Consider the following 12,954-nt stretch of genomic DNA (forward strand, 5'->3'; position numbering starts at 1 on the left):
CGGGCTCACGCCCGGACATGCGCCCGAGCAGTTCGCCCGAGCCCGAGGTGAACCGAGTACGAAAGGCGGTGGGAGCGATGCGGCTCCCCGTAGTCGTCGGTGTGGACGGATCGGAGGGCAGCCTCCGCGCCCTGGACTGGGCAGCGGCGGAAGCCGCACGTTCGGGGCGCCCTCTGCGTATCGTCCACGCGTCGCTGTGGGAGCGCTACGAAGGCACGCACTCCCCCTCCGACACCGAGCGCCCCACCGAACAGGTTCTCGCGGAGCGTCTCGTCGCCGACGCCCAGGAACGCGCGCAACGGCTCGGCCCGGAGGTGCACGTGGTGACGTCCGTGGAGCCCGAGGACCCGGTGGCCACGCTTGTCAGGGAGAGCCACGAGGCAGCCCTGGTCGTCCTCGGCTCCCGCGGCCGGGGCCGGATCGCCGGGATGCTCCTGGGGTCCGTCAGCCTCGCGCTCGCAAGCCGGTCCCACTGCCCGGTCGTGGTGGTCCAGGCAACGGCGCCGAGCACCCCGCCGCAGACCGGCCGCGTCGTCGTCGGGATCGGCAGCGCCTCAGGACCCTCGGCAGCCGCCGCCTTCGCACTCGACGAGGCGGCGGCGCGCCACGGCGAGCTGATCGCCGTAAGGGCCTGGCGCTCCCCCGCCCACGAGGCCATGACCCATCCGCTCCGCGCGGGCTCCCCGGCCTCCGCACGCCGCCAACAGGCCGAGGAACACCTCGAAGAGGTACTGGCGGCGCTGGACCGGACCGGTTCCCCCGACGTCACCATCCACAGGTCGGTGGTGCAGGGCCCGGCGCACCAGGAACTGATCGAAGCCGCCTCAGGTGCCGAACTGCTGGTCGTCGGCGCCCGGCGGACCGGTGGATGGCACGGATTCCATCTGGGCCCGGTGAACCACGCGATGCTGCACTACGCGCCCTGCCCGGTCGCCGTCGTCCCCGATGCGTACCTTTCGTCCCGAGCCTGAGACGTACCGGACCTGACGCCGGCCGGGGAAGCGCTGCGGTCAGCAGCCGCCGGAGCCGGCAGCGGGGACACCGACACCGATCGAAGCACCCGAAGCAACCGCCGCCCGGCCGCACCCGCCGGTTCACGGCCCCGACGGGTCGTCCGTGCTCGGCTCCTCCGCGCTCGGCGTGGGGTAGGTGTCAGGGACGTACGTCGAAGCCGGCCAGGGCTCGTACGCCGGCACGGTGCTCCACGGCGTGGGTTCGGGGGCGCGAAGGGGCCCACGCGCTCCTGCATGAGGATCAGCATCACCACGGCGAAGAGCAGGCTGATCAGGATCAGTGCGAGGCCGACGGGGTTCCGGGGGTTGTAGACGTAGCGACTCGTCCCCCACCTGCTCCGTATGAAGACTGGCTCATCGTCACGGTCCACAAGCCGGATACTACGTCGAACACTTGAGCAGTCGAGGAGTTCGGGCACGCCGTGGGTCCGGGGCGTGCGAAGGACCCCGCGGGCGCGAGCGGCTGTCGGTCCCCGGCCGTACGGTTCTCCTCGTACCGATGCACTCATGTACGAGTCGATGGACTCATGTACGAGGGGGAGGGCCGACCCATGGCCAACGCTGCCGCCGCACGTCTTGTCACCACGCTCGCCGCACCGCTGGACCGCAAGCAGGACGCTGCGGACGCCCCGCACCTCCTGCGGTGGCCCGCGCATCAGGAGGACCTGCGGCCCGCGTCCGGCGACGAGCAGCCCGCCCCCGGCCGGCGTCTGCTCCTCCAGCGCAGCGACACCGAGTTGGTCACCGTCGACCCGGACACCGAGGGCGCCCCGGCGGTCCGCTTCCCCGCGCCCTGGCCCCGCCGCTTCGGTACCTGCACGGTGGCGCCGAGCGGTGATCTCGCGGTCTTCGCCGGGGTGCACGCACTGCGCGCGGTGGACCCGACGGGCGCAGTGCGCTGGGAGGTCCGGCACGGCTGCTGGGACGGCAGTTGCCGCACGCTCCACACGACGTACGAGGAGTACGCGACCGACCGTTCGCATCTGTACGCGGACAGCGGCTCGGCCGTGTTCTCGGCGGACGGGACACGGGTGTGGGCCCACATCCGCGGCCCCGTCACGGCGGCCGGACCCGACCCGGAGGCGCTGGACGAGTGGCTGGTCATCGACGCCGCCGACGGGCGGGTGCTCGGCCGGGCGGACGCGGAGACCGTCGCCGCGGGCTCGGACCATGTCCCGCACCCGGACCCCTCCCGGATGGGGCTGAGTGTCGGCGAGGGCCAGGACGGGGTACCGATGCTGTGGGGCCGGTGGGACGGCGAGAAGCTCTCCGTCGAGCGGTTCTGCGACGACGAGCGGGTCCTGATGGCGGTGAGCCCTTCGGGCGAGCGCTTCCTGACGGTGACTCATTACGAGGAGACACTCGGCGTGCACCGGATCGACGACGGGTCCGTACTGTCCGAACTCGACACCGAGAACGCCATTCCCCGCCACCCCGAGGCCGATCCCGAGGACAGGGACGCCGACGAGACGCTCTGGGACTACGAGTGCGGCTTCCTCGACGAGGAGACCGTCATCGCCGGTACGTCGGAGAGGGACGAGGAGTACGGCGAGGAGCGCCACTGGCTGGTGCGCACGGACGCCGCGCAGATGCGGGTGACCGCGCGGATCACGTACCCCTTCCCGATATCGGGCGGAGTCACGGCCCTCGGCGACGGCACCTGGTACACGGTGTCGGAGGCGGGCGACGCCGTGCATGTGTGGAGCCGGTAAGCCGGCCCCCGGCTCCAATCACCCGCATTCGGCCATTCATTGGCCGAAGAATGATCTTCAGCTGACCTGTCGATCCTGCCGATGCAGAAGACATCCACGTTGCTCCACGCCGTGAGGAGGCCCGTCATGGACGACACTCTGCTGGCCCTGTCCATCCCCGTGCTGGTCTTCGCCGGCGGTATCTACGCGGCGTGCGAGAGCTGGTGGCGGCGTCGGCACCCCGCGCCGCCGTCCCCGTACACGCATCAGGCGGCGCGGCTGGCCGAGCGCGCGATGCTGATGGAAGCCGAGGACATCGTCGACGGCGCCTGCACGAGGCTGGGCGGCCTCTACGACAGCCCGGGGTCGCCGGACACACACCCTCCGGCCCCCGGCGTCACGCGCCGGGAGGCCGCCAGCCCGGATCCCGGCCGGTCAGCGCCAGCACCTGTTCGAAGGGGCTAGCTCCGTCCCGTACCGGACGGAGCTCGCCGAACACCTTCGCCTCCCGGGCCATCGGCGCCATCGCGGCCAGCCCGGGACCGATCTCGCTCAGCACGGACTCGTCCGGAACGAACTCCTGGCCGGTGGCACGGGCCAGGTCCCAGGCATGAACGGTCAGATCGCCCAGCACCATGTTCCCGACGGTCCTGGCCGGGAGACCCATGGACCCCGCGGTCCCCTCGTCGGCGCCGGGTACGGCCCAGGCCGCCACCAGCTTCGCCGTCTCCTCGCCGAAGCGGGCCCGCCAGTCCCCCGTGACGGCGTCCGGAACCTCGCCGAAGTCGGCCTGCTCCCTGGCCGCCAGAGCCTGGAAGTTGACGACCACCTGGAAGAGATGGCTGATCAGGGCCCGCACGTCGTACTCCGCGCACGGCGTGGGGTCTCCCAGGCTGTTGTCGTCGATCCCGTGCAGCACGGGGACGGCCCGCCCGGCGGCCGCTTCCAGCAACTCGCTGATCCTCTTCATGCTTCGACCCTGCATGCCGGAGCTGCCCGGCGCTTGAAGAAACGCGACACCACCCACACGGAGTTCCGCGCATCGTAGGATCGCGGCCATGGCAGGTCCTCGACGCGACACCCGGGGCATCGTCGACGCCCCCGAACTCTTCGCGCAGGTACGTTTCCGCCGCCGCGAGCCGGCCCCCGCACTGTGGCCGTACCTGGAACACTACTGGCTCATCGACTGGGATCTGCCGCAGCCGTACGCCTCCCATCTGGTGCCGCACCCGTCCGTGAATCTGGTCTTCCAGCGGTACGGGACCGAAGAAGACCACGGCGCCGGGTTCGCGGAGATCTCGGGCATCGGTCCGGAGCTCTTCACGAAGAAGCTGGAGGGCCGGGGACGGGTCTGCGGGGTGCAGTTCCGGCCCGGTGGCTTCCGCCCGTTCGCACCGGACCGGCCGGTGTCCCGGTGGACGGGGCGGCGGCTCCCCGCGGACGAGGTGTTCGCCCCGCCCGCCCCGCCGTCGGCCGTGCTGGACCCGGCGGACGAGGACGCGCGGGTGGCGGCGCTCGACGCGTATCTGCTGGCGCTCGGCCCGGAACCGGACCCGCAGGCCGAACGTGCCATGGCCCTGGTCGACCTGGTCCGTACTGATCGCACGGTGCGTCGCGTCGACGAGCTCGCCCGCATCGAAGGGCTGTCGCCGCGCTCGCTCCAGCGGCTCTTCGCCGCGTACGTCGGCGTCGGCCCCAAGTGGGTCATCCTCCGCTACCGCATCCACGAGGCGCTGGAACGGGCCGAGTCGGACCCGGAGGTGGACTGGGCGGCACTCGCCGCGGAGCTCGGTTACAGCGACCAGGCCCACCTGATCAGGGACTTCACGGCCACGGTCGGTGTCCCGCCGACGACGTTCGCCCCGCACTGACGGCCGGAGGGACCCCCTCTGATTGCCCGAGCCCCGTCCGGCTGTCAGTGCCGCGTCCTACAGTTTCGGCATGGAACGCACCACTTCGCCATCCGTACGGATCGAGCCCTGGTCGGACGCCGACCTGGAGCTGCTCCGCCGTGCCAACGCACCGGAGCTGATGGACCATCTGGGCGGCCCCGAGACGGAGGAGCAGCTCATAGCGCGTCACGAGCGCTACGTGGCGATGAGCGCGGACCGGACGGGCGGAGGCAGGATGTTCCGCATCGCCCTGTCCGACGGGGACGAGGCCGTGGGCACGATCGGCTTCTGGGAGCGGACCTGGCAGGGCCGGGAGGTGTACGAGACGGGGTGGGCCGTCCTCCCCGGACACCAGGGCCTGGGCATCGCGACGGCCGCGACGACGGCCGTCGCCGAACAGGCCCGCGCCGAGCACAAGCACCGCTATCTGCACGCCTATCCGTCCGTCGACAACGGTGCGTCGAACGCGGTGTGCCGCAAGGCGGGCTTCACCCTGATCGGCACGTGCGACTTCGAGTACCCGCCCGGCAATGTGCTGCTGACGAACGACTGGCAGCTGGACCTCTCCCCGGATGCCCCGGACTCCCCGGACTCCCCGGACTCCCCGGACGCGGGACGCTGAACCTCGGCCCACGCCGGGCCCTCGATCTCAGTCCAGATCAAGGACCTTGTCGAAGTTGAACGCGACGATGCTCAGCCGCTCCCGCAGATAGAAGCGGTGGGCGTCGGTGCGCTGCGTGCCCGAGTCCAGGTTGAGGTGCAGACAGCCGGCCGCCCTGGCCCGCCCTTCGAGATGCCCGAGGAGCCGACGGCCGACGCCGGTGGAACGGGCGCCTTCGGCGGTGACCAGGTCGTCCACGTACAGCATCCGGATCTGACTGGTGTTGTCGACGATGCGCCAGCCGGCCGCACCCACACAGGCGCCCTCGTCGTCGTAGGCGGCGCTGAACCTCAGCCCCTGTGCGTGCCCCTTCTCGTACACCTCACGGAAGAGGTCCTCGGTGAGGTGCGGGCGGAGTTCGCGCAGGACGGGAAGCAGGTCGGCGGCCAGTCGGGCATCGCCGGGTTCGAGGTCGAGGATCTTCATGCGGGAACTGTAGGCGCCGGGCCGCCCGGCCCCATCCGCTTCCTCCCGGGCCCGCCCGGGTCTTTTCGCCTTCCACGTCCTGGACGAGGACGACAGGGGCGCGGGCGGGCGGATCACCACGCACTACCGCGTCGTGCCGCAGCCGCCACGCACCGCCCTCCCGGAGCCCTGCCCCGGGCCCGCCCGAAACCGTTTGACGGGCGGGCCCTCCTTCAGGATATTTATCTGCGTCACGCAGCTTATGTTCCTCACAGATAAAATGGTCAGAGAGGACTCCACCGCCATGCTCACTCTCGTCACCGGATGCCGAGGCCGTATCGGCTCCGCGCTCGTCTCACTCCTGCACCGGGCCGGCCACGCCGTACGTGCCGCCTCGCGCAACCCCGAGACGCTCACCACCCTGCCCGTCGACGTACCGATCGTGGCCTGCGATCTCGGTGATCCCACCACCTTCGCGACCGCTCTCGACGGGGTCGACTCCGTCTTCCTCTACGCCGAGGCGTCCGGCATCGACGCCTTCCTCTGCGCGGCCGAGACCGCCGGCGTCGGCCACATCGTGCTGCTGTCCTCCAGCTCGGTCCTCGGCCCGAATGCCCCCGGCAACCCGATCGCCGCCTCCCACCACGCGGTGGAACAGGCGCTGCTGGCCTCACCCCTCACCACGACGCTGCTCCGCCCCGGCGCCTTCGCGAGCAACGCGTACCAGTGGGCGGAGTCGGTACGAACCCACGGCTCCGTCGCGCTTCCCCACCCCCGCAGCCACACCAGCCCGATCCATGGGACGGACATCGCCGAGGCCGCCCTCGCCGTTCTCACCGACCCTCGGCTGCAGGGCGCGGCGTACCACCTGACCGGCCCCGAATCGCTCACCGCCGCCGAACAGGTCGGCCTGCTGGCGGCGGCAGCCGGGCGCCCCATCACCGTCGACACCGTGACCGGGGAGGCCTGGAAGAAATCCGTGGCCCCCTTCGTTCCCGAGCCGATCGCCGACGCGCTGCTCGCCCACTCGGCCGCCATGGACGGCTCACCGGCCGAGGTGACCGGCGACACGGAGAAGCTGACCGGCCACCCGGCCCGCACCTTCGCCACGTGGGCCGAGGAACACGCGGCCGCCTTCCGCCCCTGAGCCCCGCACGCCGACGCCGAAACCCCTGGCTGACGCACCCCGCGCGATGACATCCTGACGAGGTGAACGGACCGGAGATCCACCTCGAAGTCGACCCCGAGCTGCGGCTCTTCGTCGCCCATGAACGCCGCAGGGGACGCTCTGCCGTGACCACCGACGGCTCCTCCACCCTCGGCCATGTCGTGGAATCGCTCGGCATCCCGCTCACCGAGGCCGGACAGCTCCTGGTCGACGGCCGCCCCGTACCCGCCTCGCACATCCCGGGGGCGGGCGAGCTGGTCGAGGTGCGCGCCGTGGAACGCCCCCAGCGCGTCCCGGGCGCACCCCTGCGGTTCCTGCTCGACGTCCACCTCGGCACGCTCGCCCGGCGGCTTCGACTGCTGGGTGTCGACGCGGCGTACGAGAGCGAGGACATCGGTGATGCCGCGCTGGCCACCCGGTCGGCGGACGAACGCCGCGTACTGCTCTCCCGGGACCGCGGGCTTCTGCACCGGCGGGAGATCTGGGCCGGGGCGTACGTCTACAGCGACCGGCCGGAGGACCAACTGCACGACGTGCTGGAGCGGTTCTCGCCGCATCTGGCCCCCTGGACCAGATGCACCGCCTGCAACGGCCCGCTGAAGGCGGCCGACAAGGACTCCGTCAGCGACCATCTGGAGCATGGCACCCGGCGCTCGTACGACGTCTTCGCGCAGTGCACGGAGTGCGACCGCGTCTACTGGCGGGGTGCCCACCACTCCCGCCTCGACGCGATCGTCACGAAGGCGCTCGACGACTTCGCACCCGCTCCCCCGGACGACACCGAGGAGAGCGACCGCGACCGGGCGCCGTCAAGCCCGTCCGGGGCCGGGGACTGACGGGGCCCCCTCCCGCAACGCCGTGACCTGCAGTGCACTCAGCTCGACCGTCCGCCGCATATGGGCAATGAGCAGAGCCACTTCATCATCGTCGTACGCCTCGAACATCGCCGCCCATGCCCCGTTCAGCCGCTCCCACACCGCGCCGATCTCCGCCATCCGCTCCGGGACGGTCGTGACGAGCACCCGCCGCCGGTCGGCCGTGTCCCGCTCGCGCGTCACATAGCCGCCCCGCTCCAGCCGGTCGACCAGCCGGGTCGCCGACCCCGTGGTGAGCCCGGTCAGCTCCGCGATGCGGCCCGTGGTGACCGGCACCGTCTCCAGGCTCAGCAGATTGAGACACTGCAGATCGGTCGGGTGGAGCCGCAGATGGTCCGCGACGGCCTGGTTGAAGAGGGCGTACGCGGCCATGTAGCGGCGCGACTCGACGGTCAGCTCGGCCATCAGCGCACTGCGGCGGGCCCGGGACTTCTGCGGCATGCAGAGAGTGTACGAAGCAGACAGCAGCCCTCGCGGCCCCGTTACGGCCGCTTTACTCGTCCGCCCCGACGGCTGCATCGCCTGGGCGAGCGACCACGCCGACCCGGCGGCCCTGCAGGCCGCACTCACCGACGAGTACACGTCCATGACACGCTGACTCCATGGTCGTCGCCCGCTCCGTCGCTCTGTTCGTCATCGCCGCACTCTTCGAGATCGGCGGCGCCTGGCTCGTCTGGCAGGGCCTGCGTGAGCACCGGGGCTGGATCTGGATCGGCGCGGGCGTCATCGCGCTGGGTGCCTACGGATTCGTCGCCACGCTCCAGCCGGACGGCGAGTTCGGCCGCATCCTCGCCGCGTACGGCGGTGTCTTCGTCGCGGGCTCGATCGCCTGGGGCATGGTCGCCGACGGCTACCGCCCCGACCGCTGGGACGTGATCGGCGCGCTGATCTGTCTGGCCGGCATGGCCGTGATCATGTACGCCCCGCGCAACCACTGACCGCGCACCTGCCTATCCTGGCCCCGTACCGATCAGCTGCCCGAGGAGTCCGCCATGGCCGCCGTCCCGATCGCCGTCATCACCGGAGCGAGCAGCGGCATCGGCGCCGCAACCGCCCGACAGCTGGCCGCCGCCGGCTACCGCGTGGTCCTGACCGCCCGTCGCAAGGACCGCATCGAGGCGCTCGCCGCCGAGATCAACGAGGCGGGCCACCAGGCAACGGCCTACGCCCTGGATGTCACCGACCGCAATGCGGTGGACGAGTTCGCCACGGCGTTCCGCAGCCTCGCCGTCCTCGTCAACAACGCGGGCGGCGCACTCGGCGCCGACCCCGTCGCCACCGGCGACCCCGCCGACTGGCGCCAGATGTACGAGACGAACGTCATCGGCACGCTCAACGTCACCCAGGCCCTGCTCCCCGCCCTCACCGAGAGCGGGGACGGCACGGTCGTGATCCTCTCCTCCACCGCAGGCCTCGCCACCTACGAGGGCGGCGGCGGCTACGTGGCCGCCAAGCACGGCGAACACGTCCTGGCCGAGACTCTCCGCCTGGAGATCGTCGGCACCCCGGTCCGCGTCATCGAGGTCGCCCCCGGCATGGTCAAGACTGAGGAGTTCGCCACGACCCGCTTCCGCGGTGACACCGAGAAGGCGGCAAAGGTGTACGCGGGCGTCGAGGCCCCCCTCACCGCCGACGACGTGGCCGACACCATCACCTGGGCCGTCACCCGCCCCAGCCACGTCAACATCGACCTCCTGGTGGTCCGCCCCCGCGCCCAGGCCTCCAACGCCAAGGTCCACCGCACCACCTGACCCCGCACCGCCGGCCCGTACCACCCTGACCCGCACCGCCCGGGCCCGGCGAAGACCCGAAAGAGCCCGGAGACCGGAAGAAGCCCCGGACACACCACCCGCGTCCGGGGCTCCTCCGCTCAGAGGTCCTTCCGTCCGAAGGCCCTCCGTTCAATCGCGCGCAAAAGGCCTCAGCCCTTCACACACACAACCTGCTTGAGCTTGGCGACGACCTCCACCAGGTCCCGCTGCTGCTCGATGACCTTCTCGATCGGCTTGTACGCGGCCGGAATCTCATCCACGACGCCGGAGTCCTTGCGGCACTCCACGCCCCGCGTCTGATCCTCCAGGTCCCGCGTCGAGAAGCGCCGCTTCGCGGCGTTCCGGCTCATCTTCCGGCCGGCGCCGTGCGAGGCCGAGTTGAAGGACTTCTCGTTCCCTAGGCCCTTCACGATGTACGAGCCGGTGCCCATCGAGCCCGGGATGATCCCGAAGTCCCCGGAACCCGCACGGATCGCCCCCTTCCGCGTGACCAGCAGGTCCATGCCCTCATACCGCTCCTCCGCCACATAGTTGTGGTGGCAGGAGATGACCGGATCGAAGGTGACCTTGGCCTTCTTGAACTCCTTGCGGACCACGTTCTGAAAGAGCGCCATCATGATGGCGCGGTTGTGCTTCGCGTACTCCTGCGCCCAGAACAGGTCGTTCCGGTACGCCGCCATCTGCGGGGTGTCGGCGATGAACACGGCCAGGTCGCGGTCGATCAGGTCCTGGTTGTGCGGCAGCTTCTGCGCCTGCCCGATGTGGAAGTCGGCCAATTCCTTGCCGATGTTCCGCGATCCGGAGTGCAGCATCAGCCAGACCGAATCCGACTCGTCGAGGCAGAACTCGATGAAGTGGTTGCCCGAACCGAGCGTTCCCATCTGCTTCGTGGCACGTTCCTGACGGAACTTGACCGCATCGGCAACCCCGTCGAACCGCCCCCAGAAGTCGTCCCAGCCCGGCGCCCGGAGGCCGTACAGCCGGTCCGGCTCCACGGCCTCGTCATGCATGCCGCGGCCCACCGGAATCGCCTGCTCGATCTTCGACCGCAGCCGGGACAGGTCGCCCGGCAGGTCATTGGCCGTCAGGGACGTCTTCACCGCGGACATTCCGCAGCCGATGTCCACACCGACCGCCGCCGGACAGACCGCACCGTGCATCGCGATCACCGAACCGACCGTCGCCCCCTTGCCGAAGTGGACGTCCGGCATGACGGCAAGACCCTTGATCCAGGGCAGGGTGGCCACGTTGCGCAGCTGCTGCATCGCGACGTCCTCGACCGAGGCCGGGTCGGCCCACATGCGGATGGGGACCTTCGCGCCCGGCACCTCTACATACGACATAGTTCCTCGATTCCCCCGAAAAGCCTGAAAGCGCAAAACCGGTGCCAAGGTCGGCAAATGAGTCGGCCGACCGGCATTCACAGCGGCGCGTGCGATACACATTGTGTCCACCGGTCGCCATCGAGCGGCAACCGTTTTTCGCACGAAGGGAGCCCAGGACCGTGCGACGAATGGCGTACGTACCCGGCACCGCGCTACTGGCAACGCTTGTCGTCGGCTGCAGTGCCAGCACCGGAACGGGTAGCTCCGCCCCCGACAGCAAGCCCGGCGAGGCGACCGTCGCCGCAGCGGCCCCGGGCAAGTACCGCACCCTCCCGGACCCTTGCCGCGCCGTTGCGACGTCCGCGCTGAAGGACCTGCTCCCGGGCGCCGCCGAACTCCCCGAGGAACAGCAGAAGAAGGTGTACGAGGGCACGGCCACCGTCACCTACAACACCGACCGCAGGGTCGGCTGCCACTGGAAGTCCGAGGCCCCCGACTCCTCACGCACCCTCTTCATCGACTTCGAGCGTGTCGTGTCCTACGACCCCTCGGTGAGCGACGACGACCGCGCCCGCGAGGTGTACACGAAGAAGGAGACCGCCGCCGGTCTGTCCTCGCCCTCCGCCACACCCAGCAGCACGAAGGACGCGGAGAAGCAGACATCCCCCTCGCCGGACTCCGCGTCGGACTCCGCCTCGCACGCCCTGTCCGGCCCGGCCTCCGAAGACAAGAACGCGGGCGAGCCCGCAGGCGAGAACGGCAGCGCGGGCAGCGACACCGACGGCGGCACGGACGGCAGCGCAGGCAGCGCAGGCAGCGCAGGCAGCGCAGGCAGCGCAGGCAGCGCAGGCAGCGCCGACGAGAGCCTTCTGCCACGCACCCTCGACGACCTCGGAGACAGTGCATTTCTGGATGATCTGCTCACTCGGGCAGGTTCCACCGCAAAGAACCGCACGGTGAGCGTGGTATTCCGCACATCGAACGTCATCGTGACCGTCGAGTACACCGAGCAGCCGACCGTCTCCACCGTGCTCCCCGACAGCAAGGAACTGCAGGACAAGGCCCAGTCGCTGGCCCGGAAGCTGGTCGACCAGTTCAGCGAATAGCCCCGCCCGCGGCACCCCGGACCGATGTCGCCCACGCCCGCCGAGTACCCGGCCGAAGCGGCATCCGGTCGCCGTCCGTCGTACCGTGGCCCTCCGGAACACCCGCCGAACCACCCGCCGACCGCCGACGCCCGACCGCCCGCGCCGACCCCCTGGCAGCCCGCCCGCCGCGCCACCCGAGTGAAGGAACCATGCACCGTTCAGCCCCGCGACTCTCCCGCATACTCGCCTGCGCCACCGTTCCGGTGATGCTCGTCGTCGCCGGCTGCTCGTCGGACTCCGGCGACAAGAAGGACTCGGGTTCGTCCTCGTCGTCCGCCGCGCCGAGCACGAAGAAGTCGGAAGCGAGCGTCGAGCCGGCGAAGTTCGCCGCGCTGCCCGACCCGTGCAAGTCGATCAGCACGAAGACGGTCACCTCCCTGGTCCCCAAGGCGAAGTCCAAGGGCGGCACGGCTGCCGGCTCCAGCGACACCGCGTACCGCGCGGGCTGCTCCTGGAACGGCCTCGACGACAACGGCGTGAAGGGTTCCCAGTACCGCTGGCTCGACGTCGGCTTCACCCGCTTCGACTCGGACCAGGCCCTGGGCAGCGGCGCCGAGCGCGCGCAGCAGGACTACGCGAAGCAGGTCGCCAAGGCCAAGGCGGCCGAGGGGGCGAAGAAGATCGCCGAGGCGCCCGTCTCCGGCATCGGCGAGCAGGCCACCAAGATCACGTATGACCTCACCAAGACGAGCGAGGACTTCAAGTACGCAACGGTCGTGGCCCGTACGGGGAACGTCGTCGTCACCCTCACCTACAACGGTGCGGGTTACGCGGGCGCGAAGGCTCCCTCCGCCGACGACATCCTGAAGGGTGCCGAGAAGGCGGCCAAGGAGGCAGTGGCCTCGGTAGCCGCCGCCGACACGAAGTCGGACGCGCCGAGCGGGTCGGCCAAGCCCAGCGAGAAGGCCACGGAAAAGAAGACGAGCTAGCCGACGCGGCGGGGCCTGCCCCAACGCCCCTGCCCAGAGGCAGTTCTACGAAGCCCGGTCCTCCCCCGAGTACCG

The 12,954-nt window shown here is 70.6% G+C and carries 16 protein-coding genes; 12 read left to right on the top strand and 4 right to left on the bottom strand.

Annotated elements, in window-relative coordinates; translation table 11 throughout:
• Positions 1-77 precede the first annotated feature (77 nt).
• From GA0115254_RS30365 to GA0115254_RS30380, 3 genes are all read left to right on the top strand, one after another.
• Positions 78-971, top strand: a complete 894-nt coding sequence (locus GA0115254_RS30365) for a universal stress protein (protein WP_093898476.1) — start codon at positions 78-80, stop codon at positions 969-971.
• 593 nt (positions 972-1,564) lie between these two features.
• A complete protein-coding gene (locus GA0115254_RS30375; RefSeq protein WP_093898478.1) occupies positions 1,565-2,725 on the top strand; it encodes a hypothetical protein in 1,161 nt (386 codons plus the stop codon).
• A gap of 126 nt (positions 2,726-2,851) precedes the next feature.
• Positions 2,852-3,169, top strand: coding sequence for a hypothetical protein (locus GA0115254_RS30380; protein ID WP_093898524.1), 318 nt, complete (start codon positions 2,852-2,854; stop codon positions 3,167-3,169).
• On the opposite strand, the gene GA0115254_RS30385 is transcribed toward GA0115254_RS30380, so the two are convergent.
• The gene (locus tag GA0115254_RS30385; protein WP_093898479.1) at positions 3,102-3,674 is read right to left on the bottom strand and encodes a TIGR03086 family metal-binding protein; all 573 of its coding nucleotides are present in this window, start codon (positions 3,672-3,674) and stop codon (positions 3,102-3,104) included. The two genes, GA0115254_RS30380 and GA0115254_RS30385, sit on opposite strands and share 68 nt — an antisense overlap.
• Before the next feature lie 88 nt (positions 3,675-3,762).
• Between GA0115254_RS30385 and GA0115254_RS30390 the strand changes: the two genes are divergently transcribed.
• Together GA0115254_RS30390 and GA0115254_RS30395 are read left to right on the top strand one after the other, a co-directional pair.
• Positions 3,763-4,575 (top strand): helix-turn-helix domain-containing protein, encoded by an 813-nt coding sequence (locus tag GA0115254_RS30390; protein WP_176740359.1) that lies wholly within the window; start codon positions 3,763-3,765, stop codon positions 4,573-4,575.
• 70 nt (positions 4,576-4,645) lie between these two features.
• On the top strand, positions 4,646-5,218 hold the full coding sequence (locus GA0115254_RS30395; protein ID WP_093898525.1) for a GNAT family N-acetyltransferase: 573 nt from the start codon (positions 4,646-4,648) through the stop codon (positions 5,216-5,218).
• Positions 5,219-5,245: 27 nt separating this feature from the next.
• Here the strand turns inward: GA0115254_RS30395 and GA0115254_RS30400 are convergent, their stop codons facing one another.
• Positions 5,246-5,683: a GNAT family N-acetyltransferase gene (locus GA0115254_RS30400; RefSeq protein ID WP_093898481.1), complete on the bottom strand. Its 438-nt coding sequence runs from the start codon at positions 5,681-5,683 to the stop codon at positions 5,246-5,248.
• 283 nt (positions 5,684-5,966) lie between these two features.
• Between GA0115254_RS30400 and GA0115254_RS30405 the strand changes: the two genes are divergently transcribed.
• Both GA0115254_RS30405 and GA0115254_RS30410 read left to right on the top strand, forming a co-directional pair.
• Positions 5,967-6,809, top strand: coding sequence for an NAD(P)H-binding protein (locus tag GA0115254_RS30405; RefSeq protein WP_093898482.1), 843 nt, complete (start codon positions 5,967-5,969; stop codon positions 6,807-6,809).
• Positions 6,810-6,871: 62 nt separating this feature from the next.
• Positions 6,872-7,666, top strand: coding sequence for a Mut7-C RNAse domain-containing protein (locus GA0115254_RS30410; protein WP_093898483.1), 795 nt, complete (start codon positions 6,872-6,874; stop codon positions 7,664-7,666).
• Here GA0115254_RS30410 and GA0115254_RS30415 read toward each other — a convergent pair.
• A complete protein-coding gene (locus tag GA0115254_RS30415) occupies positions 7,640-8,146 on the bottom strand; it encodes a MarR family winged helix-turn-helix transcriptional regulator (protein WP_093898484.1) in 507 nt (168 codons plus the stop codon). The genes GA0115254_RS30410 and GA0115254_RS30415 overlap by 27 nt on opposite strands.
• Between GA0115254_RS30415 and GA0115254_RS44800 the strand changes: the two genes are divergently transcribed.
• The 3 genes from GA0115254_RS44800 to GA0115254_RS30425 are packed head-to-tail and all read left to right on the top strand — an operon-like array spanning position 8,145 to position 9,456.
• A complete protein-coding gene (locus GA0115254_RS44800; RefSeq protein ID WP_176740360.1) occupies positions 8,145-8,303 on the top strand; it encodes an aromatic-ring hydroxylase C-terminal domain-containing protein in 159 nt (52 codons plus the stop codon). The two genes, GA0115254_RS30415 and GA0115254_RS44800, sit on opposite strands and share 2 nt — an antisense overlap.
• Positions 8,304-8,307: 4 nt before the next feature.
• The gene (locus GA0115254_RS30420) at positions 8,308-8,643 is read left to right on the top strand and encodes a YnfA family protein (RefSeq protein WP_093898485.1); all 336 of its coding nucleotides are present in this window, start codon (positions 8,308-8,310) and stop codon (positions 8,641-8,643) included.
• A gap of 54 nt (positions 8,644-8,697) precedes the next feature.
• Entirely contained in the window at positions 8,698-9,456 is a 759-nt protein-coding gene (locus tag GA0115254_RS30425) for an SDR family NAD(P)-dependent oxidoreductase (RefSeq protein ID WP_093898486.1), read from the top strand.
• Between the two features lie 170 nt (positions 9,457-9,626).
• Here GA0115254_RS30425 and GA0115254_RS30430 read toward each other — a convergent pair whose 3' ends face one another.
• On the bottom strand, positions 9,627-10,820 hold the full coding sequence (locus GA0115254_RS30430) for an RtcB family protein (RefSeq protein WP_093898487.1): 1,194 nt from the start codon (positions 10,818-10,820) through the stop codon (positions 9,627-9,629).
• Positions 10,821-10,990: 170 nt separating this feature from the next.
• Between GA0115254_RS30430 and GA0115254_RS30435 the strand changes: the two genes are divergently transcribed.
• Complete coding sequence (locus GA0115254_RS30435; RefSeq protein ID WP_093898488.1) at positions 10,991-11,908, top strand: hypothetical protein; 918 nt, start codon at positions 10,991-10,993, stop codon at positions 11,906-11,908.
• Positions 11,909-12,099: 191 nt separating this feature from the next.
• The gene (locus GA0115254_RS30440) at positions 12,100-12,879 is read left to right on the top strand and encodes a DUF3558 family protein (protein ID WP_093898489.1); all 780 of its coding nucleotides are present in this window, start codon (positions 12,100-12,102) and stop codon (positions 12,877-12,879) included.
• The last annotated feature ends 75 nt before the right edge of the window (positions 12,880-12,954 follow it).

Origin of the sequence: Streptomyces sp. Ncost-T10-10d (assembly GCF_900091955.1) — a bacterium.
Lineage (GTDB): Bacteria > Actinomycetota > Actinomycetes > Streptomycetales > Streptomycetaceae > Streptomyces.